The sequence below is a fragment of the Alteromonas sp. KUL150 genome (assembly GCF_009811475.1).
In the GTDB taxonomy this organism is placed as follows: Bacteria; Pseudomonadota; Gammaproteobacteria; order Enterobacterales; family Alteromonadaceae; genus Alteromonas; species Alteromonas gracilis.
Genome location: NZ_BLIJ01000070.1, coordinates 45,933 through 70,490 on the forward strand (window position 1 = coordinate 45,933; position 24,558 = coordinate 70,490).

Annotated in this window: 26 protein-coding genes; 8 read left to right on the top strand and 18 right to left on the bottom strand. The window is 44.6% G+C overall.

Annotated features, from left to right (window positions below):
- The 7 genes from rnc to rpoE form a co-directional block, all read right to left on the bottom strand.
- The gene (rnc, locus tag GVO62_RS17065) at positions 1–687 is read right to left on the bottom strand and encodes a ribonuclease III (protein WP_159120277.1); all 687 of its coding nucleotides are present in this window, start codon (positions 685–687) and stop codon (positions 1–3) included.
- Positions 687–1,589, bottom strand: coding sequence for a signal peptidase I (gene lepB, locus GVO62_RS17070; RefSeq protein WP_159120278.1), 903 nt, complete (start codon positions 1,587–1,589; stop codon positions 687–689). Before lepB ends, rnc begins: the two co-directional genes overlap by 1 nt.
- On the bottom strand, positions 1,589–3,385 hold the full coding sequence (lepA, locus tag GVO62_RS17075; RefSeq protein ID WP_105931704.1) for a translation elongation factor 4: 1,797 nt from the start codon (positions 3,383–3,385) through the stop codon (positions 1,589–1,591). The genes lepB and lepA overlap by 1 nt, the downstream gene beginning before the upstream one ends.
- A gap of 313 nt (positions 3,386–3,698) precedes the next feature.
- Positions 3,699–4,145 carry a SoxR reducing system RseC family protein gene (locus GVO62_RS17080; protein ID WP_159120279.1) on the bottom strand — a complete coding sequence of 149 codons (447 nt, stop codon included), beginning with the start codon at positions 4,143–4,145 and terminating at the stop codon, positions 3,699–3,701.
- 11 nt (positions 4,146–4,156) lie between these two features.
- Positions 4,157–5,290, bottom strand: coding sequence for a MucB/RseB C-terminal domain-containing protein (locus tag GVO62_RS17085; RefSeq protein WP_159120280.1), 1,134 nt, complete (start codon positions 5,288–5,290; stop codon positions 4,157–4,159).
- A 180-nt stretch (positions 5,291–5,470) separates the two neighbouring features.
- On the bottom strand, positions 5,471–6,055 hold the full coding sequence (locus tag GVO62_RS17090; protein WP_159120281.1) for a sigma-E factor negative regulatory protein: 585 nt from the start codon (positions 6,053–6,055) through the stop codon (positions 5,471–5,473).
- Between the two features lie 99 nt (positions 6,056–6,154).
- On the bottom strand, positions 6,155–6,733 hold the full coding sequence (gene rpoE / locus GVO62_RS17095; protein ID WP_105931700.1) for an RNA polymerase sigma factor RpoE: 579 nt from the start codon (positions 6,731–6,733) through the stop codon (positions 6,155–6,157).
- Between the two features lie 196 nt (positions 6,734–6,929).
- Between rpoE and nadB the strand changes: the two genes are divergently transcribed.
- Positions 6,930–8,615 (top strand): L-aspartate oxidase, encoded by a 1,686-nt coding sequence (gene nadB, locus GVO62_RS17100; RefSeq protein ID WP_159120282.1) that lies wholly within the window; start codon positions 6,930–6,932, stop codon positions 8,613–8,615.
- A 204-nt stretch (positions 8,616–8,819) separates the two neighbouring features.
- Here nadB and GVO62_RS17105 read toward each other — a convergent pair whose 3' ends face one another.
- The 3 genes from GVO62_RS17105 to GVO62_RS17115 are packed head-to-tail and all read right to left on the bottom strand — an operon-like array spanning position 8,820 to position 10,467.
- Complete coding sequence (locus GVO62_RS17105) at positions 8,820–9,695, bottom strand: MaoC family dehydratase (protein WP_159120283.1); 876 nt, start codon at positions 9,693–9,695, stop codon at positions 8,820–8,822.
- Positions 9,696–9,698: 3 nt separating this feature from the next.
- Positions 9,699–10,163, bottom strand: coding sequence for a hypothetical protein (locus GVO62_RS17110; RefSeq protein ID WP_236547217.1), 465 nt, complete (start codon positions 10,161–10,163; stop codon positions 9,699–9,701).
- Between the two features lie 52 nt (positions 10,164–10,215).
- Positions 10,216–10,467, bottom strand: coding sequence for an FAD assembly factor SdhE (locus tag GVO62_RS17115; protein WP_159120284.1), 252 nt, complete (start codon positions 10,465–10,467; stop codon positions 10,216–10,218).
- A gap of 188 nt (positions 10,468–10,655) precedes the next feature.
- Between GVO62_RS17115 and ygfZ the strand changes: the two genes are divergently transcribed.
- Positions 10,656–11,702, top strand: coding sequence for a CAF17-like 4Fe-4S cluster assembly/insertion protein YgfZ (ygfZ, locus tag GVO62_RS17120; RefSeq protein WP_159120285.1), 1,047 nt, complete (start codon positions 10,656–10,658; stop codon positions 11,700–11,702).
- Positions 11,703–11,780: 78 nt separating this feature from the next.
- The gene (locus tag GVO62_RS17125) at positions 11,781–12,266 is read left to right on the top strand and encodes an FKBP-type peptidyl-prolyl cis-trans isomerase (protein ID WP_159120286.1); all 486 of its coding nucleotides are present in this window, start codon (positions 11,781–11,783) and stop codon (positions 12,264–12,266) included.
- Positions 12,267–12,354: 88 nt separating this feature from the next.
- On the opposite strand, the gene GVO62_RS17130 is transcribed toward GVO62_RS17125, so the two are convergent.
- Together GVO62_RS17130 and nadE are read right to left on the bottom strand one after the other, a co-directional pair.
- On the bottom strand, positions 12,355–12,693 hold the full coding sequence (locus GVO62_RS17130) for a P-II family nitrogen regulator (RefSeq protein ID WP_105931694.1): 339 nt from the start codon (positions 12,691–12,693) through the stop codon (positions 12,355–12,357).
- A gap of 2 nt (positions 12,694–12,695) precedes the next feature.
- Entirely contained in the window at positions 12,696–13,532 is an 837-nt protein-coding gene (gene nadE / locus GVO62_RS17135; RefSeq protein WP_120961304.1) for an ammonia-dependent NAD(+) synthetase, read from the bottom strand.
- A gap of 460 nt (positions 13,533–13,992) precedes the next feature.
- Between nadE and GVO62_RS17140 the strand changes: the two genes are divergently transcribed.
- A complete protein-coding gene (locus GVO62_RS17140; protein ID WP_159120287.1) occupies positions 13,993–14,574 on the top strand; it encodes a GspH/FimT family pseudopilin in 582 nt (193 codons plus the stop codon).
- Positions 14,575–14,641: 67 nt separating this feature from the next.
- On the opposite strand, the gene GVO62_RS17145 is transcribed toward GVO62_RS17140, so the two are convergent.
- Complete coding sequence (locus GVO62_RS17145) at positions 14,642–15,034, bottom strand: type IV pilin protein (protein ID WP_159120288.1); 393 nt, start codon at positions 15,032–15,034, stop codon at positions 14,642–14,644.
- Between the two features lie 78 nt (positions 15,035–15,112).
- On the opposite strand from GVO62_RS17145, the gene GVO62_RS17150 reads away from it, so the two are divergent.
- From GVO62_RS17150 to GVO62_RS17165, 4 genes are read left to right on the top strand one after another with little or no spacing between them, the layout of a single operon-like run.
- Entirely contained in the window at positions 15,113–15,667 is a 555-nt protein-coding gene (locus GVO62_RS17150) for a prepilin-type N-terminal cleavage/methylation domain-containing protein (RefSeq protein ID WP_159120289.1), read from the top strand.
- On the top strand, positions 15,661–16,308 hold the full coding sequence (locus GVO62_RS17155; RefSeq protein ID WP_159120290.1) for a potassium:proton antiporter: 648 nt from the start codon (positions 15,661–15,663) through the stop codon (positions 16,306–16,308). Before GVO62_RS17150 ends, GVO62_RS17155 begins: the two co-directional genes overlap by 7 nt.
- Positions 16,298–17,218 (top strand): hypothetical protein, encoded by a 921-nt coding sequence (locus tag GVO62_RS17160; RefSeq protein ID WP_159120291.1) that lies wholly within the window; start codon positions 16,298–16,300, stop codon positions 17,216–17,218. The genes GVO62_RS17155 and GVO62_RS17160 overlap by 11 nt, the downstream gene beginning before the upstream one ends.
- A complete protein-coding gene (locus tag GVO62_RS17165) occupies positions 17,205–17,543 on the top strand; it encodes a hypothetical protein (protein ID WP_236547218.1) in 339 nt (112 codons plus the stop codon). Before GVO62_RS17160 ends, GVO62_RS17165 begins: the two co-directional genes overlap by 14 nt.
- An 86-nt stretch (positions 17,544–17,629) precedes the next feature.
- On the opposite strand, the gene GVO62_RS17170 is transcribed toward GVO62_RS17165, so the two are convergent.
- Genes GVO62_RS17170 through GVO62_RS17190 form a run of 5 tightly spaced genes read right to left on the bottom strand, consistent with a single transcriptional unit; the run spans position 17,630 to position 24,243 of the window.
- Positions 17,630–18,094, bottom strand: a complete 465-nt coding sequence (locus tag GVO62_RS17170; protein ID WP_159120292.1) for a type IV pilin protein — start codon at positions 18,092–18,094, stop codon at positions 17,630–17,632.
- Positions 18,095–18,096: 2 nt separating this feature from the next.
- A complete protein-coding gene (locus GVO62_RS17175; protein ID WP_159120293.1) occupies positions 18,097–22,167 on the bottom strand; it encodes a PilC/PilY family type IV pilus protein in 4,071 nt (1,356 codons plus the stop codon).
- Between the two features lie 8 nt (positions 22,168–22,175).
- Positions 22,176–22,739: a PilX N-terminal domain-containing pilus assembly protein gene (locus GVO62_RS17180; RefSeq protein ID WP_159120294.1), complete on the bottom strand. Its 564-nt coding sequence runs from the start codon at positions 22,737–22,739 to the stop codon at positions 22,176–22,178.
- A complete protein-coding gene (locus tag GVO62_RS17185; RefSeq protein WP_159120295.1) occupies positions 22,736–23,596 on the bottom strand; it encodes a PilW family protein in 861 nt (286 codons plus the stop codon). The genes GVO62_RS17180 and GVO62_RS17185 overlap by 4 nt, the downstream gene beginning before the upstream one ends.
- Positions 23,593–24,243, bottom strand: coding sequence for a prepilin-type N-terminal cleavage/methylation domain-containing protein (locus GVO62_RS17190; protein ID WP_105931683.1), 651 nt, complete (start codon positions 24,241–24,243; stop codon positions 23,593–23,595). The genes GVO62_RS17185 and GVO62_RS17190 overlap by 4 nt, the downstream gene beginning before the upstream one ends.
- Positions 24,244–24,558 lie beyond the last annotated feature (315 nt).

Consider the following 24,558-nt stretch of genomic DNA (forward strand, 5'->3'; position numbering starts at 1 on the left):
TTATGCGTTGTCATCAAGCTTCTCCAATGTTAAACGAGCAGCTTCTTGTTCTGCTTTACGACGGCTATTGCCAGACGCCACGACTGCTTCAGAAAGGCTTTCTACCTTGCAGCTTACTTCAAATGTTTGCGCGTGATCTTTACCTGAAATAGACAGAACCTCATAGGTTGGTAGCGATTGCTTACGCCCTTGCAAAAATTCTTGAAGGCGTGTTTTACTGTCTTTAGGGTGCGCGTTAGGATCTAATTTGTTGATGCGGCTTTCCCACAGTCTGTCAATTACGCTGCGGACCTCATCCATACCAGAGTCGAGATAAATGGCCCCTAAAATAGCTTCAACGGCATCAGCTAAGATAGAACTTCTTCTGTGCCCACCACTTTTAAGCTCGCCAGGACCAAGGTTCAGCAACTCTCCCACGCTCGCTTCTTTAGCTAACTCCGCTAGCGTTTCCCCTTTGACCAAGGTTGAACGCATTCTGGTAAGCTTTCCTTCAGGCACCGCTGGAAAACGTTTGAACAAGGTTTCCCCAACAATCATACCTAGGATGGCATCGCCCAAAAATTCTAAACGTTCGTTGTGCTGCTTTGCCGCACTTCGATGAGTGAGCGCCTGCTCCAGTAAAGCTTCATTGTTAAACGTATAGCCTATCGCCTTATATAGACGACGATATTTATCAATTCCCTGCATTAATGAATGCCACCTGCTCGCTCAAATCGAATACCTGTGGGCACCCACGTCGGTAAGAAATCTGCAGGGTTACGCTCAAATTCAAATGAAATCCAGATCGCTACCGCTTTTCCGACCAAATTCGCATCGGGTACAAACCCCCAGAAACGACTGTCACGGCTATTGTCGCGATTGTCACCCAGCACGAAATATTGACCTTCTGGCACAATCCACTCGTTGCTCCGCGTGCCCGGCTGAGTGTAAAAATTAACCGGTGATATCTCGCGCACCGGGTGGCGTAAAATGTCGTGTTCTACTGTGCCTAAATCTTCGGTGTAACGCATTAACTGCGCCATATCTTGTACAAACTCACCTCGTTCTTGGAACGTAAGCGGTACTGCCTTAAGTTTCGCACAGTTGTTACCAGACTCGCATTTAGGTTTGATATAAACCTGTTTATTTTGGTAAACCACGGTATCACCTGGTAGGCCAATTACTCGCTTGATGTAGTCAATTGACGGGTCTTCAGGGTATTTAAAAACCACTACATCGCCGCGTTCTGGCACACCGGTTTCAATGAGCTTGCTTCTGAAAACCGGGTCTTTCACGCCGTAGGCAAACTTTTCAACCAAAATAAAGTCACCCACCAATAGCGTGGGCATCATTGAGCCTGAAGGGATTTGAAACGGTTCATACAAAAATGAGCGCAATACCAAAACGAACGCGATAACAGGGAAAATCTGTTGTGAGGTATCAACTAAGTACGGCAGTTGAGGGTCTTCTCCATAGCCCGCTCCTTCTGCGGTAGCCGCAGCCTGTAAACGTGCTTTTCGCTTTGGCGCAAACACCAGGCTATCCACTAGCCAGATTAATCCTGTTATTAAGGTGAGTGCCACCAAAATCAAAGAGAAGTAATTTGCCATTATTTACCTACCTTAAGAACTGCAAGGAACGCATCTTGTGGCAATTCAACATTACCCACTTGCTTCATTCGCTTTTTACCTTCTTTCTGCTTTTGAAGTAGCTTCTTCTTGCGGCTTACGTCACCGCCATAACACTTCGCGATAACGTTCTTACGCAACTGCTTTACTGTACTTCTTGCAACAATGTGGTTACCAATAGCCGCTTGAATAGCGATATCGAACATCTGACGTGGAATAAGCTCACGAAGCTTTTCAACTAACTCACGTCCACGGCCTTGAGAGTTTTCTCTATGGGTAATCACTGCGAGTGCGTCTACGCGCTCACCGTTGATAAGAATATCTACACGCACCATGTCTGATGTCTGGAAGCGCTTGAAATTGTAATCTAATGACGCGAAGCCACGGCTGGTCGATTTTAAGCGGTCAAAGAAATCAAGTACCACTTCAGCCATAGGCAGTTCGTAAGTTACTGCTACTTGTTTACCGTGGTATGTCATGTTGGTTTGCATACCGCGCTTTTCAATACAAAGGGTAATGACGTTACCTAAATATTCTTGCGGTACAAGAATATTAGCTTCAACCATAGGCTCTCGAATTTCAGCGATATCATTAACCGGCGGCAGCTTTGCTGGACTATCAACGGTAAGTATTTCGCCTTTTGTCGTTTCTACTTCGTAGATTACCGTAGGCGCAGTAGTGATGAGGCCTAAGTCATACTCACGTTCTAAGCGTTCTTGAATAATTTCCATGTGTAGCATGCCAAGGAATCCAATACGGAAACCAAAGCCGAGCGCCGCAGAGCTTTCTGGCTCATAAAAAAGCGATGCATCGTTTAGGCTAAGCTTCGCGAGGGCGTCACGAAAATCTTCGTAGTCATCCGAGCTTATTGGGAAAATACCGGCGTAAACCTGAGGCTTGACCTTTTTAAACCCGGGTAACATGGCATCAGCGGGATCGCGAGCCAATGTAATGGTGTCGCCCACCGGCGCACCTTGAATATCTTTAATCCCGGCAATAATGAAGCCTACTTCACCTGCTCTCAATACACCTGTATCCAGAGGCTTAGGCGTAAATACACCAATTTTATCAACTTGGTGTGTCTGCCCGTTCGACATGATTTGAATCTTATCTTTTTTGGTCAGCTGTCCTTCCATAATGCGTACCAACGAGACAACACCCTGATAGTTGTCAAACCAAGAATCGATAATAAGTGCTTTAAGCGGCGCTTCGCGGTCGCCCTCTGGCGGTGGGATCTTATTTACAATAACTTCAAGTACATCTTCAATACCGATACCGGTTTTCGCTGAGCAGCGCACAGCGTCAAGAGCATCGATACCAACAATATCTTCAATTTCTTCTGCGACACGGTCTGGCTCGGCCTGTGGCAGGTCGATTTTATTTAACACCGGGACTACTTCCATATCCATCTCGATGGCGGTATAGCAGTTTGCCAATGTTTGCGCTTCTACGCCCTGACCAGCATCAACCACCAAAAGCGCACCTTCACAGGCGGCAAGTGAACGAGAAACTTCATAGGTGAAGTCGACGTGCCCAGGAGTATCGATGAAGTTCAGCTGATAAGTTTCACCATCACGCGCTTCATAGTTCAGTGTCACGCTTTGCGCTTTGATAGTAATACCGCGCTCTTTTTCCAGGTCCATAGAGTCGAGGACCTGCTCAGCCATTTCGCGATCTGTTAGCCCTCCACAGTGCTGGATTAAACGGTCTGACAGCGTAGACTTACCGTGGTCAATGTGGGCGATAATACTGAAATTACGAATGTGCGATTGTTGCATAATGCTGGAAATTACCTGCAGAAAAATTCATTAAACAAAAAATGCTGCTTGCCTTGCTTCAAGGGTTATACGCAGCGCGTGCGGATTTTACCCATTTCTCAAGCGAAAAGCGAATCACCATGTAGAAAATTAGTAGGCTACGGTTAAAGAATGCGTAAATTAACAAACACCAAAGATAGCAACTGCCTGCGTTACTTACCCAAAAAGGCATGACACTGCGCTACACAACACTCATTTTCTTAGTAACAAGCATCTTGCTAAATGCACAGATTCCAGACCGATGTACCCTGATACAAAAAAAGCATATAAACAATTAAACGTCTGATGTTCCAAGCAATACGGGTTGATACTTGGTGCTTTCAACCCGTTTTAGCTTGTATGCGATAAGCTTATAAACTACGAAGGTGGTGAAGGCACTAGGAATAGTCGCCCACAATTCATGAGCGATAGCTGTACTGCTTAGCACTGACATAAAGGCTGAATATGCGCCCATAAAAGTTATCAATGGTAATAAATATAACCACGCCGACGCACTTAAGATACCGGCTTCAGGTATACCGACAATAACTTTTTGCCCCACATGTACCGTCATCGGGGTTCGTAATGTCAACTGTTGAGTTTTCGGCGCAATGGCGCGAGAGATAACTCCCGTGCCACAGTCACTTTGCGCTTGGCAAGCGTTGCAAGTAGATTTTATCGCTGCTTCAACGGTAACACTATCTCCATCGACCGCAATTACCATAGCTGTTTCTTTAATCATTAATACTGGTGCTAATTTGTGACTGGTCTTAAAGAATTTGCAATAGCGTTAGCTGTTTGAAGTGGTATCTCACCCACTACAGTCACTTGCGCCTTGCCATCTGTAAGCGTTAGAAACGTACTAACTTCATTACGTAATGCCAACGTTTCACCTAATGCGTCATCGGCCGGCTGAACATATACAGACACATCGACCAGACCATCTGAGAAAAGTTTATACTCTACCACCTGCCCCGTTAATGCCAGTCGTCTTGTATCTTGCTTAATCTCTCTCATTCCCGCTGGCAAGTAGGTCACATCCCAACTGTGTGGACGCATGGGCGTGTTGCTTAGGGCCATCGGTGGGGGTAAAGACGCAGAATTAATTCGCGAAAAATACTCTGCGGGAGACGGTGATATAGCAAATGCAGTAACTTGAATTTGCTCCAAAAGCCCACCCTGTAAATCGAGCATATTTAGCTTCAACAACATACCTGACGATTCGTCTAGCCATAGTTGATAGCCAAAGCGAGTGTTGTCTCGACTCACTATACGAATTTGCTGAGCCGAACGACCTGCGACCCTTGCTCTTCCCACCGCCACAAATTCATAAGCGTCTGATAGCTGTTCTGGGTGATAAAGAAGCGCGCTAGGTATGGGGCCGTTAATATGTTTAGACCGCAAACTGTATGGTTGCACATCAGGTTCAAACACGCTTACCACGTCATTAACGCGAATTAACTCTCTACCCGGACCATTTTGAAGATTTAACTGTTCTAGTTCTGAACCGTCTTCCATAATTCCATGGCGCCACAGATAAGGAATGGTTTCCTTACCAGCAACTGTTTGAACAAACGACACCTGAAAATTGGCATTAGTGATGATGTTCTGCAACTCAGCGAGCCATTGGCTTGCCGATTGTGACACGTCTGTTCGCCTCACTGCCTCACTTTGCTCATCAGGTTGACGTTCTTCGCGTCCGTTATCCGCTTCGTTGTTTTGAAGGCTTTGCTTATTAGGCTCTTCACCAAGTATTTCCGATGGAGAAGGTTGAGTAACAGTATCAGATGACTGAGTTCCTTGGTTGGAAGAAACCGATTGGGCAAATGCTGGTTGAATAACAACGCCCGAAATGAAAAAAAGTGCAAGGATGGAACTAAAGCGCATTTTTTCCCGCCTTAAAACAAACATACCAGCAGTATATGCTGGTATGATTAAAATATAAAACCGTATTGCGGTCAGTCAAGCTCTCGCAACAGCGCGTTTTTCCAAATACTCTGACTGACTCGCTAGTCGAGAAGCAACGGCATCAAAAACATGATGCACGATTTGGCTTACTAAATTCACTTATTGAGGTCGCTGCGGGCCGCTCGCGTTACTTTCGTTCTCGTCTTCTTGCGCTTGCTTGAGTTTTATTTGCTGTTCATGGTCAGCAATTAGCGCATTTATCTTACGCTTTTTCTCAAGGACTTCATTCATGTCGTTGCGCGGCAATGCACGGGTTTGCTCCAGGCTGACTGGTGCCAAACCGCCTTGAGGGGCTATCGTCGGCGCCGTCATGAACGGCTCTGTTGGTGCATCCTGATTGGAGTATTGAACACCAAAGATAACCGCTACAGCTACCGAAGCCGCTACCGCAAATTGGCCAGATTGCTTTGCAAATGGAACAACGTTTCCAATCAAAGGTATTGATGCCCAACGGGAGCGTTTTGGTGCCACTATAGCTGGCTCGTTTTCAAGTGCCGCGGCTACGCTTGCTGTAATATCAAGTTGTGGAGCAACGCTTGCTTCTTTACGCATTGCACCGCGATATACATGGTAACGTTTCCATTTGGCTTGAAGCGCCTCATCATGCTTTATTGCATCGATGATTTCATTGCCTTCTATCTCACCATCCATGAATGCGGACAATTTTTCTTGCTGTTGCGTCATATATTCATTTCCAGATCAATTTGATCATTAACTACCCTAACACAGCTGTTAGTCATCTTGTAAAAAAGAAAGTTCATCTTTTTTTGATTTTCTTTTTCTTTAATTCTCTAACAACGGCTGAATAACTTTATCTATCGCTTCACGAGCCCTGAAAATACGCGATCTCACGGTTCCAACAGGGCACGACATTACATTTGCAATTTCTTCGTAACTAAGCCCTTCAATTTCGCGAAGTGTAATTGCCATACGTAAATCGTCAGGCAGCTTCTCCACGACTTTAAAGAGCGTTTCCTCTAATTCTTCAGAGAGTAAACTTCTCTCCGGTGTCGACTGCTCTTTAAGTGCGTCACTACCTTCATAGAAGTCAGCCTCATCGGCATCAACATCACTGGCCGGTGGCTTACGACCTTGAGATACAAGATAATTCTTGGCGCTATTTACCGCGATGCGATAAAGCCAAGTGTAAAATGCACTGTCGCCACGAAAGTTAGGTAAGGCACGATAGGCTTTAATGAACGCTTCTTGCGTTACATCTGCCACGTCACCGGTATTTTTTACATAGCGAGAGACGAGATGCATTACTTTGTGCTGGTAACGAGTTACCAACAAATTAAACGCATTTTTATCGCCACGCTGTACTTTTTCAACCAGTTGCTGGTCGGTTATCTGCTCGCTCATTCGAGCCATTACTCCCTACTTCAACTACACATAGCTCTAACAAGCATGGGTGTAGACGCGTTCTTTTCTTAAAAGTTCGGTAAAAGTATTAAATATTTGAAAAAATGCTTAAGACAGAGGCCAAGAATGATTGTGTTTTGCTTTTCATCCTTTAGACTTGCCGAACCTTTGCTCGTTTGGATTGATATAAAAATACATGAAATCTGTATCGTCTTCACTAACTTCCACATCAAATGCAATAGAACACCGTTGTGACGTATTGATTATTGGGAGCGGCGCGGCAGGATTAAGCCTTGCACTCAAGCTTGCTGACCATTGTCAGGTTATCGTGCTGAGTAAGAGTGACAGAAACGAAGGCTCTACACGTTATGCCCAAGGTGGCATTGCGGCAGTATTTGATGAGCAAGATTCCATCGATGCTCACGTTACTGATACCCTAGCAGCCGGTGCAGGCCTTTGCGAGGAGCCGGCAGTGCGATTTACCGCAGAGCGAGCCAAGTCTTCTCTTGAATGGCTGATTGGTTATGGCGTACCGTTTGACACAGAGAAAAACGAGTCGGGTGAAGAGCGCTTTCACTTAACCCGTGAAGGGGGTCATAGCCACAGACGAATTCTTCACGCCGCAGATGCAACCGGTGAAGCACTTCAAATCACCTTGAATGATGCGGTATCCACACATCCAAATATTCATGTATTCGAACGCTATAATGCAATTGACCTCATCCCTTCCAGAGAAGAGAAAAATAGTGTTGTGGGCGCGTACGTTTGGAACAGGCAACAAGAGCATGTAGAGGTTATTCGCGCGCCATTTGTTGCATTAGCAACGGGCGGTGGCAGTAAGGTTTACCAATATACGTCTAATCCAGATGTTTCTAGTGGCGATGGCATCGCAATGGCGTGGCGCGCAGGTTGTCGCGTTGCCAATATGGAATTCAATCAGTTCCATCCTACATGTTTATATCATCCGCAAGCACGCAACTTTTTGATTACCGAGGCCTTACGGGGCGAAGGTGCTAACCTTTGTCACGCTGATGGCACGCGCTTTATGCACAAATTTGATGAGCGCGGCGACCTTGCCCCTCGTGATGTAGTAGCCCGGGCCATAGATTATGAAATGAAGCGATTGGGCGCTGACTGCATGTACTTAGATATCAGTCATAAGCCCGCTGACTTTATCGTTAAACATTTCCCCAATATCTATCGGAAGTGCCGTTCACTTGGCATAGATATTACCCGCGAACCCATCCCCGTTGTCCCAGCAGCCCACTATAGTTGCGGCGGCGTTATGACAGACTTTAACGCTAAAACAGACTTAAACAATGTTTATGCAATTGGTGAAGTAGCCTACACAGGGCTGCACGGAGCAAACCGCATGGCATCTAACTCTCTGTTAGAGTGCGTGGTGTTTGCTAGCGCCGCTGCTGAAGACATTTTAAAGAAGTTACCAAGCGCTGACTGCGAAGAATCCATCGCGCCTTGGGACGAAAGTCAGGTATCTAACTCTGACGAAGAAGTCATTATTCAACATAACTGGCACGAACTAAGGCTATTTATGTGGGATTACGTTGGCATTGTGCGTACAGACAAGCGCCTTGAACGCGCTATGCGACGAATTAAACTGTTAGAGCAAGAAATTACCGAATACTACTCTCACTTTAGAGTAAGCAATAACCTACTAGAGCTGCGCAATCTTGTTACTGTCGCAGAGCTCATTGTGCGATGCGCCATGGAGAGAAAAGAAAGTCGTGGACTACACTTCAATCTAGACCATCCTGAACAACTGGATAATCCCAAGCCTACTGTTCTGATTCCAAGAAAGCAGCTTTCAGGCAGTGATGTAGGTTCGTTAATTACCCAAGACAGCTTTAATGACGCTGAATAAAGTAGCACCACGTTTAAGACGTGGTGCTTAGACTACACGCCAGTGTATTCATGCCCTAGAGAGCACAAAATAGTGCTCTCTTTTTATTTGCGCCCGATAAAACCTATTTACGTTTATTTTTATGGTAAAGGCGGTTGTCGGTATCTCTAAATGCGACGCACACGTCTTCAACACGCTTTACCAAGTGCCTTGTCCGACGAACAGCTAAGACTTAGCAGAGAAACTTACACTTGCCGATAAATGTGTGTTGTTATCATCGCGGTCTGTAACATCAAGCAACGCATGAGTTTGGGTTCTACAATGTTGATGAATATGAATTTCGTTTGGTAAGAAAACAGGTTTTTTAAAGCGGCAGGTCACCTCTTCCACTTGTAGAGATTCTACGTTTTCTTGATGACTAACGAACGATGATATTGCACGGGATAATGTCCACATTCCATGTGCTATAGACTGTTTAAAACCAAACGCTTTTGCTGAAATACGGGATAAATGAATGGGATTATAATCACCTGATAATTTAGCGTATCGACGGCCTGTATTCGCATTTACACTAAGTGCTTCGATACGCTCTCTATCTTGCATGTCACAGTCATCATGTACTTCTTTTCTAGCCACCAATGGCGCAACATGAACAGCTTTTATTTTGACTAAATAACTGCTTATGGACCTATACACAAGTTGCCCAGATTGGAGCGCCTCAAGCATAACGTCGACTTCCCATCCGCGATTATGCGGCCTTACGTCATGAAAGCGTACGCGACATTCAACAGGCTCGCTTAAATCGACGTACTCGATAATTGACACTTTATTAGCCGCATGAATGAGGCCTAGCAAAGGAAATGGACTTTTTTTGTCTAATAAGCACTGCATTTGCAACGGCAGCGACAACATCTGCAAGTAGAGGGGGTGAGGATGTTCACTCGCCGGCCAGTCTACCTCTTGGCAAAACGCACAGTAATGCGCATTATCTATCTTAAGAGTATTGGTGTAGATACGCTGTGGCAGCGTTGGCGGCTTAAATTGCATTAACTGTCGTGCATCCACGCGTTTAAACAACGCTTTTGTATACTCACGAAACATCTATTAATTCCTTGAATTCGTTGCTTTTCTAGCAAAAATAATAGCTCTTGCTAAGCGCCTGTAATCTGCTTCGCAGCATTCTCCTTTCAATATCCAACCTAAGTGACTGTAGTCTTTTTCAAACCACTTACGCTTACGACGAAGTACCTTAATACAGAGCCCCCAAGAAAAAAGCTGTGAAGTATGATGAATTTTCATCGAAATACCGTCAGTTCCCGCGTTATCGAAGGTTTGGTGAGCGGCGCCTGGTAATGTAGTTCTCTCGTCATCGATAACCCGAATAACGCCTTCGTTTGTGAGAGAGATAGCGTATTGAACAGGATTATCGTTATTACTAAGCGCATACCAAAGACGCCATGACAACCAAATAAGCGTCGCTACAGCGGTAATTGCAAAAGTAGCAGTAAGGTTAACCCAGGTTGAGATATTGTAAGGGAGACTAAACAATGCTGCGCAAAAAACAAGCACTACACATGCCTCCCCCAATAAAGGTCTATATTTGTTAGAGGTTATGTTTATTCTATACTTTGACACGATTTACGATGGTCGCGACCATAGCGGCTAACTCGGGATCTTCGCACTTTTGATGACCCATTATCCATGCAAATAGGTCTGGGTCATCGCTTGTAAGTAACCGCTCAAATGTTTCTTGCTCATCGTAGCTAAGAGATTCAAACGCCTCTTCAACGAAAGGTAGTAGCAGCACATCTAGTTCCAGCATACCCCGACGGCAAGCCCATTTTAATCTCGCTAATCTTTTTGGTTCAAACATTTGTCATCCTTACCACTTATTATTTACTGACAATAATACCATGGCGAGAGTGTGGGGATCACTGCTCTTTTGGTCTGATGCGAAAACTAAATAGAACTTAATCTATACAGAATTAGTAGCCTTGCCCTTGAATAATGGTGGTTATGCCATACTTTGGAAACAGACTCGAAATTTTATAAGTGGTGACTATGACCTCTATCGCATCGTTAAACGACCTACCTAACGAATTTATGGTTGAGCTTTCCGGCTCAATGATTATTTCTCTTGAAGGTGAGCAAGCCGACAGCTACCTGCACGGTCAAATCACAGTGAATATTAACAAGCTGGACAAGGTGACAGCGAGGCATTTTGCCCATTGTGACAACAAGGGTAAAACGTGGGCGACAGGCTATGTGACTAGACATGCAAGCAAGCTGTTATTACTTACTAATGCCGATGCGGGTAACCAATCTTTGGCGCAACTCAATAAATATGGCGTCTTTTCCAAAGTCGATATAGTAGACGACACGCCTCGCTATAATGGCTATTTTCTCTCGGCTGACGCAGCTAAAAACAGCAATACGCAAGCATTGCTTAGTGAGCTTTTTGTAACTGATGAACTAGAAAAACTATTTGGTTCAAGTCAGAGCAAAGCAAGTACACTTCAAAAAGTAGAAAGTGAACAAGGCGTGATATTCACTGCAAATACAAGCCGCGAGGGCTTTGTACTGATTCTAATTAAAGACGCGATTGACCGGTTTGAAGAAAACATAGGTGCCCACTCACTTCCTTGTTTTTCGCACACTGTATTCGACGCAATTCAAATTGAAAGCGTGCATCCTATGCTCGATAGTGAAGCAATAGGCGAATATGTTCCGCAAATGATCAACGTACAGGCTCTCAACGGTATCGATTTTGATAAAGGCTGCTATATGGGTCAAGAGGTCGTTGCTAGAACCCGCTTTTTAGGCAAAAACAAGCGAGCCGCGTACAGTTTTAAGCTTAAAGGACATGTCTCTGTAAAGCCCGGAGACAGCCTAGAAAAGCAACTGGGGGATAATTGGCGCGTTGCCGGTAAAGTTATTAAAGTGGCGGCATTAGAGAGCGAAACATGGTTTATCGCCGTACTTAACAACGACACTACTTCTGAAGATTTACACAGACTGGCTGATAATAACGCTATTACCTGTTACCCTAATAGCTTGCCGTACAGTATTGAGCAACAAGCTAGCAATATTGTGAAAAAACGTCGCTAAGCAGCAGTTTTGCTGCTTTTTATTTACTGCCTTATATTCTGAAACAAGTTTAACAATAAGGCCAAGATAGGATTTGTTATGACAATTACTTCTGACAGCGTTGTAACGCTACACTACACCGTATCAACCGAAGACGGCACAACGCTAGACTCTTCAGAAGGGAAATCACCACTGGTAGTGCTTTTAGGTCGCCGCTTTTTGATCGAAGGCCTTGAAGATGCACTTATTGGCAAAACAAAAGACGATAGCTTTAATGTATCTGTAGAGCCCGAGAAAGCATATGGAGAGCGAGCTGATGAATTGGTGCAAACCGTTCCTCGCTCAATGTTTGAAGGGATGGATGTTGAAGTAGGTATGTCTTTCCGCGCTACTACCCCCCAGGGGGAGCAATCGGTCATTATTATCGAAACTACTGATGACGAAGTAGTTGTAGACGGAAACCACCCGCTAGCGGGTATTCCACTTACGTTCGATGTATCAGTTGTTGATGTACGTGAAGCAACGCAAAAAGAACTTGAACATGGTCATGTTCATGGTGAAGGCGGTTGCGGGCACGACCACTAAAATGTTTGATCATTCGCTTTTATACCAATGCGCATAAAGAAAAGGGAGCCAATTGGCTCCCTTTTTCATGCACAGTAAGCACTAACTTTTAAATCGCGTCTTCGTTTTGTTCACCAGTACGAATACGCACAGCCTGCTCTACGCTGTAAACAAATATCTTTCCGTCGCCAATCTTGCCTGTTTTTGCTGAAGACTGAATAGCTTCCACGGCTTGCTCAACCCTGTCATCGTCTAGCACTAGTTCAATTTTAATTTTCGGTAGGAAGTCAACTTGGTATTCTGCACCGCGATAAAGCTCGGTATGACCTTTCTGGCGGCCAAAACCTTTAACTTCAGACACGGTCATCCCTGCGATACCGACTTCAGCTAGCGCTTCCCTAACATCGTCCATTTTGAACGGTTTAATGATAGCTTCAATTTTTTTCATGACTACAACTCATCGTAAATTGTTGGAATTGGCACACGTTTATGTTGTGTGCGCTCATAAATATAGAGCAATTTCTCTTCCACTTCTGCAGAAACGGGCTTACCTTCCAAAAAGTCATCGATTTGGTCGTAAGACATTCCTAGCGCCTGTTCATCCGCCTTTTGCGGAGAAAGACTCTCCAAATCAGCGGTGGGAGCTTTGGTAATCACATTGTGCGGCGCACCTAAATGGGCTGCCACTGCACGCACTTGGCGCTTACTTAAGCCAAAAAGTGGTGCCAGATCACAAGCACCATCTCCGTATTTAGTATAAAACCCTGTAATATTTTCAGCCGAGTGATCGGTACCTAATACTAAGCCGTCAACCATACCCGCAATTTCATATTGAATAACCATGCGAGTGCGCGCTTTAACATTTCCTTTGACAAAGTCTTGCTTTGCTTCGCTTGAAGGAAGAAGGTCTGCATTGGATAGCGCCTCAGCCGTTGAGGCATGAATGGCATCTGCACCAGGCTTTACGTTTACAGCAACGGAATGCGTAGGTTGGATAAAGTCGATAGATTTTTGTGCGTCTTCTTCGTCCGCTTGCGTATCGTAAGGCAAACGAACTGCAATGAATTGATAGCTCTCGTGATGCTCTTCGTTCAATTCATTCACGGCTAATTGAGCGAGACGGCCCAATGTGCACGAATCAATTCCCCCACTGATACCAAGTACCAAAGAATTCAAACCGGATGTAAGCAACTGCTTCTTTATAAAAGAGACTCGACGTGCGACTTCGTATTCCACGTCAATTTCAGGCAGCACTTTCATTTCATCAATAACTGCTTGTTTTTGCATTATAATATCCACGTATTTTTAAGGCGTCCTGGAACTTGATTCTACGACAATATCACTTTGGATGTTAGTGTTATCGTCACCCGTATTAGAAAGACATTGACCTGACCAACTGCTAAAAGGTCAAGCCATCCCTATTATATTATGATGAAGGCTAGGCATGTTATTTGAAGCCTCATTAACCATAAGGCGTATGGTCAACGATGCGATAGCACAGTAAAACATACCATTGCCGTTGTTTTTTAGTTTACCCTAAAATATAGGTCATTTACGCCTTATTACCTTTTGATTTCATTACATTGAAGATAGAAACACTTAGAAACGTTGGACTAAGCCTTCAAACTATCTCTATGGAAACGCGGTAAGCCTTGACAGATAAGATGAATCAAGTGTTAAACCCACAAAAAGGCAAACAAAAGGCATTCCCGTTGAATAACAAAATATTGGCAGATAACGTTTTAAAATGATTAACAAAAAGCAAAAAAATTATCGTCGCAAAATCTCAAAGCAAACAGGGCTGACCCTGTTAGAGATGCTGGTGGCTGTCGCTGTTCTCGCCATAATATTAACGACGGTTGCGCCAGGTATACAAAATATACTTATCAAAAATAGAATTACTGCTGATTTAAACAATTTGAGCGCTGTTGCTCAGCGTGCCCGGTTTACTGCTGTAGATGAGCAAACTAACGTGGTGTTGTGCCCCACAGCTGATTACACCGCCTGCACAAACAACTGGCGAGATGCCAAAATGGTGTTCATCGATGTTAATGGCAACAGTACCCGAGATAATAACGAAGATTTGATCGTTGCAAGTGACCCTCTCAATGCCGCCAACACTTTATACGGTATTAGCGGCAGCTTAGTATTTAATGAACAGGGCGGTATCGACAATGCCGCTACCATCACCCTTTGCCCCAATGATGGCGATACTGACTATGCGTCAGCACTTTTACTGTCGCTTTATGGCAGAATATCTGTCGCTGTAGATAGCGATGGTGATGGAGCAAAAGAAGACCTTGCTGGTAATGATTTAACGTGCAGCTAATGAGCACTTTTTTAAAACACTAACATTCAATGGATAATTATCTATACGGATTGGTATAGCGCTTTTCTTACCAGCATTCTTTAGGTGAAAGCATTACCTCACTGATTTTTATCGTTCGGCAGCTGTCGTCCGTACTTAGTGATAAACGTGTAGCGGCAATTTCATAGCCTCCCCCCTGACTATTGGATTGCGTAAAATTGACGTTTGGAATGTTAGCGCTGGGTAACGCATTTGGCGGAAGGTAATGCCCAGTTTCGAGCCACATTGTCGACTGCATCGCTTGAAGTGATAGTAAGTGAGCTTTAACTTTATTTATCTCGCTTATCTGTCGTGTCGTATTTATGGCAGACGTTGCAGCAAGACTGAGCAATCCAACAATAGCCATAGCAACTAATAGCTCAATCAAGGTAAACCCTTCTTGCCCTTGCCTTTTATCATTTGTAATGCAATTCCCTTCCATGGTACAGCTTCCCGTTAGCGAGTTATTAAGTACATTGAGCCTATCAATTTACCTCTGTTGCTATAACTGGACTTGCGCATGGCTTTTTGGACAATTCGCAAAGAAAAAAATGAAAATAGACAGCCTGACATGATGGCGGGGCTATCATTATTAGAACTGCTCGTCTCTTTACTAATTTTAAGCATACTTTCTTTACTTGCCGTCCCGTCTTTTCAAGGGTGGCAGGAAAAAAATGCGTTCAAACATTTCGCTACGCGGGTCACAGAACTTGCAAAACAAACACGTATACAGTCCCTCGCCCAGCAAAAAACCTTTTACTTAATAGCGAAAATCGAAAACGACAATTGTTTATTGATAAGTAACGAACAGGATTGCAGCTGTGCTTCCTATCAAACATGCGCGTTAAATGAAGCCTCTCATTTGGAACTCCCCACCGCATGGAATATCAAACTCAATACAGTGGGTAACACAGACAAGACGGTCGCTTTTAATAAGCACGGCACGCTTAACTTTGGCAGCAATACAACCTTTACTCTTTCTAGTGAGCGCTTTAATGCAAAGGTAACCTTTAGTTCATTGGGAAGAGTAAGGTTATGCACCGAACAGAGTTTTGTCGGTATAGCGCCATGTTGAGACTTCACATTGCCTATGTGCACAATAATCACCATCACAGAGCAACGGGTTTCAGCATAACGGAACTTTTGGTGGCATGTGCATTGTCCGGTCTACTGATTTCTATTGTTGCTTCGTATGCTGCGAAATCTCATGTAGCGCTCTCTTCACTCCAACATGCCACTAGCTTGGAAGAAGATATGCGTGCGTTGAAAAGCACAATTTCTCAACAATTGGGAAGGGCGGGATTTATTGAAGAGGCTAATATACTCTCCCCATTTATAGCTTTGTCTAGCGGTCATTCCCCTGCTTCAAATGTTGCTCTTGGTGAACGCTCAACTGAACCTTCAAACAGCTGCATCACATTTGCTTACGACAAAAATAAAGACGGCGCAATATCCCAATCACAGGGCGAGCTGTTTGGCTTCCGGTTAAACAACAAGGCGATAGAGTACCGAGTAAATGGCAATACTTGTGAACAAGGTGGATGGTTTGACTTAACTGACCCAGAAACACTCTCCGTCACTCAGTTCAGCGCAAATCGCATACATAAAGGTAGTTGGGGATCAGCATACGAAATAAAAATATCGCTTCAAAGTATTATCGACACAGAGGTACAAAGCCATGAAAGCTTTATCGTAGAGGTGCCTAATGACGGTTGAAAAAAGAAAACAGTTTTTTAACGCTAGACGTGGTTGCCAAAGATTCACTGGTAATAAAAAACACCAAGAAGGGATGGTAGTGCTTGCAGTTGTGGCCATTCTTCTTAGCATTGTGGCTTTTGCGACGGTAACTACATCACAAAGCGTCCAGCAGTTTTACACCTTAGAAAAAGCAAGACGCAACGCCGAAAGCAACCAAGTTGAGTTGAAACTGCACGTAAAAAACGTTGCCAGAGCACTACGCTCACAACACGTTTTAACTGCTTTGACTGCAACCGATGTGGCTCATTTATCTACCACTATTTTGGTAAGCGAATTAGAAGGAATAGATAGCCAACCGCTAACCCAATTTGAAGTGAGTGTATCCCACGATAGTACAAACGCGACATATACGGCTAAATTTCTTCGCTACCCTTCTCTTTTGAGACTGCCAACTTCCGCTCAGCAATTCTCGTGGGATAGCCAATTGACCAACTGGTTATTTAACCGTGATGCATCAGCACTTAGTGCTAACTTCTTTGCAGAAGTTGAGAGTCTGACTCAATGCCATAATATGCTGTCTGGCAATGTGTTTTGGATAACTGGAGATTGTGAACTGGACCCTAGCGATCTACCACATAACTCTAGTTCTAACCCTGTATTGCTGATTGTTGCCGATGGCGATTTAACACTTCAAGCACACACTCACCTCTACGGTCTGATTGTTATGCTTTCATCTTCACATAGTCCTTACACGCTTCGTGTTGCGAGTTCTGCCTCTATCAGTGGTACCTATGTATCAAACGCGCCTGTAACTGAGCAAATAAACGGTACGGCGACGCTTTCCACTCCACTGCTCAAAGCCCTTCAAGAGAACACAGTGCTTGCCAAAATAATTCCTATTCCAGGGACATCCTATGATCACGATTAAAATTGAATCTTTTAGAAGTATTTTCAGAAGTATGCGTTTACCCCGCGCTTTTCTTGAAAGCCGGTGTCTAACTTCAAGAGTTGAAGGGGGAGGAATTCTTGTAGAAGTGCTAATTACTTTATTGCTTTTTACAAGCACAAGCGCTTACTTGTTAAACAGCAAAACCGGGGCGCTAGTGCTTTGGGAAACCATTCTTGATACTCAAATCAGTCAAACAACGGTGATTAACTTAAAGCGCACGGATTATATCAACGATAACGTAGATCAGCAGTGGAGTGATATCGCTGTATTTGGTACGCCGTCATTACTTTCGACGCCCCCCTGATTAAGAGCGTTAATAAGGCCATGAGAAAGGTCTATTTAAACATTCAAAAGGCAGCAAAGAAGCCGCTAAGCAATGCCCTCAACCGCTTAGCACGACCAACAATATTCACTAGATTCAAGATTACCATTATTATTCTTATCCCAACCTTTTCTTCCATCGCTGAAATAATAGAGCGCTCCATTAGCAGCCTGCCCAGTCCCCGTCACGGGCGTTGCTTTAAGTTCGAAAGCTGTCGCAGATGCAGCAACGATACTCAGCGTATAGCGCTTATTTGCCGCTGGCTCAGATGAAGGAGAGTATGCTGAAAAGACTGCCGGTGCCCCCGTATTTGAGCCACCATTAGCGGCGCCCTCATAGCTAAAAGAGCCACTATGGTGGCGCTCCATAGCAGAAGCCAGCCCTAGTAAATCTGCTTGCCCTGTGCCGCGGTATCCATCTGAAATAACGCCTTGATAAGAGGGATAGGCAATCGCTGCGATGATGCCGACAATAGCGACGACAATCATTAGCTCAATCAGTGAAAAACCCTGCTGGGATACTCTCATAGTCATAACTACTCTCTTTCTGTTTCCGAATGCCAACTACCGCGCTGAACGCGTTCGAAACGTCCATAAATATTCTCTGCTAAACACTCGAAAGCATTGGTACAGGCCTGCTCATTCCCATCTTCATCCACTTCTATTACCGCGGAAACGCACTCTGTACCCAGACAGACCACGGGGCTAACAATATCTTCAATTAGGATTTTCGTTTCAGGAGCTATACCGGTTTGTTTTAAATCGGCGGCACGGTCTAGTTCATTAACTTCACCATCATTGTTTACATCCGTTACTGCATTCGCATTAAACATGTTAACGAGATAAGCACGGCTGTTTCCAGTGGGGGGCGCACATGAGCTCGTGCTACTGACCGCAGGTATGTAAGTGGTAAAGAACACCTTGTAATCAATGATAAGCGGAGAAGATAAAACTTTTTCACCATTGATATTTAGGTTTAGATACCACCCGTCTTTGTTTGCAAACTCTTGCGAAGCAAGCTCACGCTCGTTTTCATCACTACTGTTAAGTGTGTGGCTTGTGGCGTTGTACATATCGCTTTCGTAGACCGTTTCCATGTAGGTGTAATTGCCGTTCGTGTCGCGTTTAAATACGCCGCTATCTTTGAGCATATAAAAATTATCTTCCACCACAGTGTCTAGGGGAGATGCTCGCCACCCACTTCCCAGTGCTACGCCATAGTACAATTCGTTACCTAAAGCGATTTCCGTAACATCGGGACCGTAGTAAAAGCGGCGATTAGTTTCGGCTGTGTCACCGCCAAAATCAGCAAGACGCGCACCTTTTATAAAGTCAGCACCCGATTTGCCGTTGTAAATATCTAATCTAAACAGTTGACCACCTGTATCTGCAATATACATATGATCAGCAAATCCATCGTTATCCCTATCAATCACAGAGATGCGCCCCGGTATACTGTAGGTCATGTTTGAGAGGTTAAGGTCGGCATTTTCATTACTTGCATGCCAAAGCAGGCTTCCTGTGTCGGCATCAAAAATAAATACCGCATTACCAACCACATCATTAGCTCTTATAGCACGGTCATCCTGAGCGTCATCGTAACCACCACCAACAATCATTACATTTTTTACCTGTCCGCCCATGTTAATTTTAGTAATTGTTGGTCTTGACCATGTTTGTCCCAACTTCGCCAAAGCCCCCTGACCACCCTCTAGTTTAAATTTAAGTTTTGGAGAGTCTTTCTGCGTAACATCAAAGCCATAATAATTACGACCGCCTCTTCGCATGCCCACGTAAAGATACTTCTTATTGTCGAAGATCCTTAAAATCATATCTCCATCGAGTCCATACTGGTGACTCAGCGACGGTGTGTCTTTGTAAAAGTGATGTAGGTTCTGAAGTAGCTCTTTGGGCATGATAGCGAAATTTTCTTCTCCCGTTTCTGTATCGAAAGAATGCAACATGCCCTGATTTGTCGCGACGAAAATAGCGGAATCGTTAGTCCCGTAATTAACGATAATAGGTTGAGAATGGATGGGATCGCCCATCTGCGGACGATAGTCGCTGGTGCTGCCATCGCCATTACTGTCTTTTACATCAAGACCTCTTGCCCACTTTAAAATTGCATCTCGTAATGGGTCAGCATCTGTTTCGCTTTGAATGGCAAGGTCAGCCTTTGTGATGTTGGAATTATCCTCGTGAAGGCGATTGGCTTCGCTTGCAATTGTTCCAACGCCATCGAAGACAAAAATATTGCGATTTGCACCTAAGCGGCTAGCTGCACCGCCTTCACTGACTTCGCTTCCATCAGCAAGAGTAGACCAGTAACTATGGGCATTTTCTGCAAAAAAGCCCGTTACATTGTCCACCGCACCCAGGCTATTTTTGTCTAAAATCTTATCGCCACTCAAGCGATAGCGCTTTAAGTTCCCAGGCCAAATAGCGCCTTCACTAGGCTTAAATAGAGCAAAATAAAGCTCGTCTCTATGAGTAAGACGATTGAGCTGATTCACCGCAACACCCGGTGAAACGAAAGTGGCATTCACGTCCTTCACTGAGCGCAGGATAGTATTGAAAGCCTCGAGCAAATCGGTGCTGTTATCAGCTTGATAGAAGCCGCCACCGCTTTGCAAAGCGAGTTGATTCAAGAAATTATTTGCTGTGTTGTTCGCGGCAAAACCTATGGTATGCGTAATGACCCTTGGCCCAATTACAGATGTGGAGGTATCGCTTATATTTTTGACTAAATCCAGACCACATTTCTCGCCACCACTACCCGTACAGCTTTTGCCTAGTAAGGTTTGAATTTTAGAAACACTATGGTTGTTATTCGCCTCACCATCGGACAGCAATACGATGTGATTATTGGTCTGACACTGCAAATCTGATACTGGTGAAATATAAGTGGCAGGCGCGGGTATCTGCTCATTAATGCAATCGCTGTCAGATAGATTATCTTCCGAGCACCCTGAAGGAAGAATTGAATCAGCGCCAAGATATGAGCTTCTATGGCTTACTCGCGTGCTACGTCTAACTGAATTACTAACATCACTTTCGCCACGTTTACGGCCATAATCTACACTTCTACCGCCATAATAATTTGTTGCTTCCAAAAGCGTGTCAACGATGGGAGTAAAACCGTTAGCACTCAGTTCGTCTATTTTGCTCATAAGATGTTCGCGCACTGAAGCCGATGAGCCAGGCGTGGCGGAGCCATTGAACTTCACAACAAGCTTAGGTGCTCGAGAAGGCCAGTGGTTATAGGTGTGCGCCCCCCGATATGAAACAAAGTTATCAAGTACAAAAGCCATATCATTACCAGATTGCCAACCTGAGCGGTCTACAATTTGTTTTACGATGCTGCTTATATCCGGCGTTCTATAATCATTATTACTGTAAAAGTCAGGCATGGACCAAGTGATGCCTGAGGTTTTTGGAAGGTCTCGTAGCCGGTAACGACGCTCTGGGTGAAAATCCGAGGCATCATTATCGGCAACGCCACGAATTCGCATACTTGGATTTCCACTTGTTCTTGTATTGTAAGCCGTAAATTCTAGGTAGGCCTCTGTTATTTCAGCACCTTGGGGAATATTTACATTCCTAAAACGAACACCGATATAGTCGTTGTATGAAGAATTGAAAGTAAGCTCATTACCGGTATTAGGGTACCCATTAACATTTTCTTCTGAATTATCTCTTGAACTGGCAACCTGATAAATGGCCTCCCCTTGTATACAACCTGTGGCCGTTGAATCGTCGTAGGAAACAACTAGCTGAGGAGCACCACTTTGCCCTACATCACTTGCTCTGGCTTCTCGGGCGCTTGCTGTATCTGAACTCGTGCCTTCAATTAAAATGTTTAAGTCTTTACCGCCACACCAAGCTGATAAATCCACGACTTCTTGAATAACGGCACTGATATCGGGGGTGGTTATTACCTCACCCGATGTTGGAAAGCTATTGTCGGTGAGCCACTCAACATTTGCAGCCGTTTTTACTCGGCTACTCAGGTTATTACTTGACGATGAAAACGCCGTGCTTTCAGCTGAAGCTTCGGCTGAAAACACTAACGAGGTACCCGCGACGTTAAACTTCTCGGAAGTGAAGCGAATATTGGCGCTTATGATCGTAGCACCCTGTGGAATATTCAACTCAGTAAAACGCAGTCCTGATGTCACGGTTTTAGTACCACTACTTAAAATTAAGTCGTTGCTGTCTGTGGTTACGCTGCCGTCGATTTCATGGGCGTCGTGATTATCGTTGTTAGTGGAAATTATAATTTCAGGTCGTACTGATTCATCTATATTGCGGATAGGATATAAAATAGGGCCGCCATAGTCAGAAAAACGCATCAGGCCAGCGTTAATATTGGTGGCAGTTCCTAGGGCCTCTTTGAGCGCGTTTTGAACCCGAAGCATTCTAGTTTGACTGGTATTGTCGTACGCCCCCATACTCCCTGAAGAGTCCATGATGAACAAAACGTTTGGATTATAGGTAACCGCGTTGCTTGCATTGCCTAAATAAATATCAAGGTCATCACCAAAAGCGGAAAAGCCTATGCAGCTAAAAAGCGTTATCGAAGCAAGATATGTAGTCAATTTTTTCATGCTGATACCTATTGTGAAGCCGGGCCAAATACTGAAGCAGCCAAACTGTTAGCGACAACCGAGGATTTACCTGCAACTTTGCCGCAGCCTCTTATAATAAACACGTGGCAGTTCACATTACTTCCACCAATCACGTTACTTGAACCTCGGCAAGCCTGCTCGCGAATAAATGCAGTACGAGACCAACTCTTTGACGATGCTGCATTTTGATAAGTGCCATCGGTAACATGCCTATCACCCACAGAGAGCCCCCCTTCAGTCATGTGACGGTCAGTCCACTGTCCTTCGTCAAAGCAACTCATCGTATCAGCCTGGGGGTCAAATACAGTACCCTGTCTAGCTTCTGATAGTGGATCGGTTTTAGTTGGATCTGTAAGTAACGTCTCATCTTCGGATTCGAAAAACACGCCTGCGATAGCTGCCTCAGCCGCATCAAAGGCCAAGCCGCTTTGCTGCATAGACACCGCCATCTTTGATTGTGACAAGCTACTGGTAACCGCGCTTACACCTAAAACAGTAATCGAAAGCAATACTAGCAATGCAAATACCATCACTAAGCCTTGTTGTTTCATTGCGAACTCCTCACAAAATTCTTCATATTTCGAAGTGCTAGCGTCTTTGAGAACACCTGGTAATAATGTGCGGTATCCATGGTTTTAGACGATTCGTTCAACAGTGCGTACTTTTGAGCCTGAGTTTGCCTTACTTCATTTTGATAGCTTTTAAGCATAATTGCCCACCGCAGTGATACCACTTGCTGATTTAACGCTCTTAAACCCGCAATTTCATCGGCGGTCACGTATGAAATGGCTTGTCCTCGCGAATTGGTTATTGTATCCGAAACGCCAAATTGCACTTGAAAGCTCTCTACATTGTCGAGCAAGGTCACGGAAAGTGGAGAAACGGCCTGTGCTTTTAATCCACGGAGCACTCGTCCATCGTAGCCGGTGCATTTAAGCGTACTTCCTGTCACAAAATAGTGATTTACCACGTGGAATTCACTACCCGCGGCATAGCCATGTGAATTACCCGTACAATCTTCCTGGGCCAATAAGCTTACAACGAGCTTGTCGCTGCCCCCGCTTGCGGTCTGGACGCTGCCTAAGGTTGCATTAGTTGCGAAGTCCCCAACTACGGCAATGGGATGATTTTCTACATAAGCCGCTTCTGCGACGACGTCGACCGAAGCGTCGATGTTCGCGGTTACTTGATCGTAGCGGCCAATTTCGTAAAATTCGGCAGACAATCTACCCATTATGAAACGCCCCGACTCCTGCACTTGCGACACAGCTTGATTGAGTTTATTAGTAACACTGCTACTAACTAGCACCTGAATAACTGCACCTGAGATCACCAACCCCAAGGTTAATGTAATCATCAGTTCAACTAGTGAAAAACCCCGCTGAGACCCCAACTGATTCGAGTTCATAACGTGATATCCTTGAACACACACGCATTGCTGTCGCCGGTAGTTGGGTTGCATCTAGAATTAAGGGTATAAGTTTGATTACCCGATGATGAAACAGGCCAAGTAAGTAGCACCTGAACACGCGAGCCTGCGCTGCAGCTGTAAATATCAGCGGTATTGTTGTCAGCGCAAGAAACTGAGACTTTCGTTTGAGGATTAGTTTGTACAGCTGAACAAGAAAGCGCCCACCCGTCATAAGCAGCCATTTGCGCTTCGTTACAGGATTGCCCTTCACAATTCGGCACACCAGCCGGTCTCGTCAAGCAACAGCCGTAGTAAGGGTTAGAAGAGCCTGCACAACTGAGCGTCGAAAAATTATAGTTATTGCTGGAAAAGTAGGCATTATTCGCAACCATACCATCGCCTACAGTGGCCGGCCGGGCCGCAGCGCGCAGGCGCTCTGCTACTTGTGCAGCAACCATTTCTGCTTGGGTTCTGCTAATTGCATCTTTGTTCGCAAAAGAACCGGTGAACTGTAATGCAGCAACACCAAGTAATCCCACCGCAAGGATAAAAAGCGTGATAAGGATTTCAATAAGACCGGCACCGCTTTGACGGTGGAGTCTACGTCCTTTCACTTTTTCAACTATCACCTTTTCAGCTTTCATTACCTTCGACATATAAATGGTTTTATTACCAATGTAGTATAGTAAGGTAAAAGCGTATAACGCTGGGTATCCTTGGTTATTAAAACGTATAATTTTAAGAATCCTTTCATATTGGACCAGACAGACGGTAAACAGTGGTACCAAACTGCAGTTTAAACCGCACCATCTCTGATGTGTACAGCGTGCCTCGCAATATCGCTATGCAGAAATCGAAGTCTACTTTTTAATACGCATGGGCAGGATGTAGAAAATTAATAATAACTAACCTGCAACTTGCTCGCGACTATCACTTGGGTATCATACCAATCCGCATAG

Bases quoted from the DNA above. Each gene is read 5' to 3' on its own strand.
- lepB (WP_159120278.1), bottom strand. From the start codon at position 1,589: ATGGCAAATTACTTCTCTTTGATTTTGGTGGCACTCACCTTAATAACA.
- GVO62_RS17115 (WP_159120284.1), bottom strand. From the start codon at position 10,467: ATGTTTGAACCAAAAAGATTAGCGAGATTAAAATGGGCTTGCCGTCGG.
- GVO62_RS17175 (WP_159120293.1), bottom strand. From the start codon at position 22,167: ATGAAAAAATTGACTACATATCTTGCTTCGATAACGCTTTTTAGCTGC.
- GVO62_RS17140 (WP_159120287.1), top strand. From the start codon at position 13,993: ATGATTAACAAAAAGCAAAAAAATTATCGTCGCAAAATCTCAAAGCAA.
- lepA (WP_105931704.1), bottom strand. From the start codon at position 3,385: ATGCAACAATCGCACATTCGTAATTTCAGTATTATCGCCCACATTGAC.
- GVO62_RS17130 (WP_105931694.1), bottom strand. From the start codon at position 12,693: ATGAAAAAAATTGAAGCTATCATTAAACCGTTCAAAATGGACGATGTT.
- GVO62_RS17085 (WP_159120280.1), bottom strand. From the start codon at position 5,290: ATGCGCTTTAGTTCCATCCTTGCACTTTTTTTCATTTCGGGCGTTGTT.
- GVO62_RS17190 (WP_105931683.1), bottom strand. From the start codon at position 24,243: ATGAAAGCTGAAAAGGTGATAGTTGAAAAAGTGAAAGGACGTAGACTC.
- GVO62_RS17145 (WP_159120288.1), bottom strand. From the start codon at position 15,034: ATGGAAGGGAATTGCATTACAAATGATAAAAGGCAAGGGCAAGAAGGG.
- rpoE (WP_105931700.1), bottom strand. From the start codon at position 6,733: ATGAGCGAGCAGATAACCGACCAGCAACTGGTTGAAAAAGTACAGCGT.
- GVO62_RS17080 (WP_159120279.1), bottom strand. From the start codon at position 4,145: ATGATTAAAGAAACAGCTATGGTAATTGCGGTCGATGGAGATAGTGTT.
- GVO62_RS17090 (WP_159120281.1), bottom strand. From the start codon at position 6,055: ATGACGCAACAGCAAGAAAAATTGTCCGCATTCATGGATGGTGAGATA.
- GVO62_RS17125 (WP_159120286.1), top strand. From the start codon at position 11,781: ATGACAATTACTTCTGACAGCGTTGTAACGCTACACTACACCGTATCA.
- GVO62_RS17180 (WP_159120294.1), bottom strand. From the start codon at position 22,739: ATGAAACAACAAGGCTTAGTGATGGTATTTGCATTGCTAGTATTGCTT.
- GVO62_RS17150 (WP_159120289.1), top strand. From the start codon at position 15,113: ATGGCTTTTTGGACAATTCGCAAAGAAAAAAATGAAAATAGACAGCCT.
- GVO62_RS17170 (WP_159120292.1), bottom strand. From the start codon at position 18,094: ATGACTATGAGAGTATCCCAGCAGGGTTTTTCACTGATTGAGCTAATG.
- nadE (WP_120961304.1), bottom strand. From the start codon at position 13,532: ATGCAAAAACAAGCAGTTATTGATGAAATGAAAGTGCTGCCTGAAATT.
- GVO62_RS17160 (WP_159120291.1), top strand. From the start codon at position 16,298: ATGACGGTTGAAAAAAGAAAACAGTTTTTTAACGCTAGACGTGGTTGC.
- nadB (WP_159120282.1), top strand. From the start codon at position 6,930: ATGAAATCTGTATCGTCTTCACTAACTTCCACATCAAATGCAATAGAA.
- GVO62_RS17155 (WP_159120290.1), top strand. From the start codon at position 15,661: ATGTTGAGACTTCACATTGCCTATGTGCACAATAATCACCATCACAGA.
- GVO62_RS17165 (WP_236547218.1), top strand. From the start codon at position 17,205: ATGATCACGATTAAAATTGAATCTTTTAGAAGTATTTTCAGAAGTATG.
- GVO62_RS17185 (WP_159120295.1), bottom strand. From the start codon at position 23,596: ATGAACTCGAATCAGTTGGGGTCTCAGCGGGGTTTTTCACTAGTTGAA.
- GVO62_RS17105 (WP_159120283.1), bottom strand. From the start codon at position 9,695: ATGTTTCGTGAGTATACAAAAGCGTTGTTTAAACGCGTGGATGCACGA.
- ygfZ (WP_159120285.1), top strand. From the start codon at position 10,656: ATGACCTCTATCGCATCGTTAAACGACCTACCTAACGAATTTATGGTT.
- rnc (WP_159120277.1), bottom strand. From the start codon at position 687: ATGCAGGGAATTGATAAATATCGTCGTCTATATAAGGCGATAGGCTAT.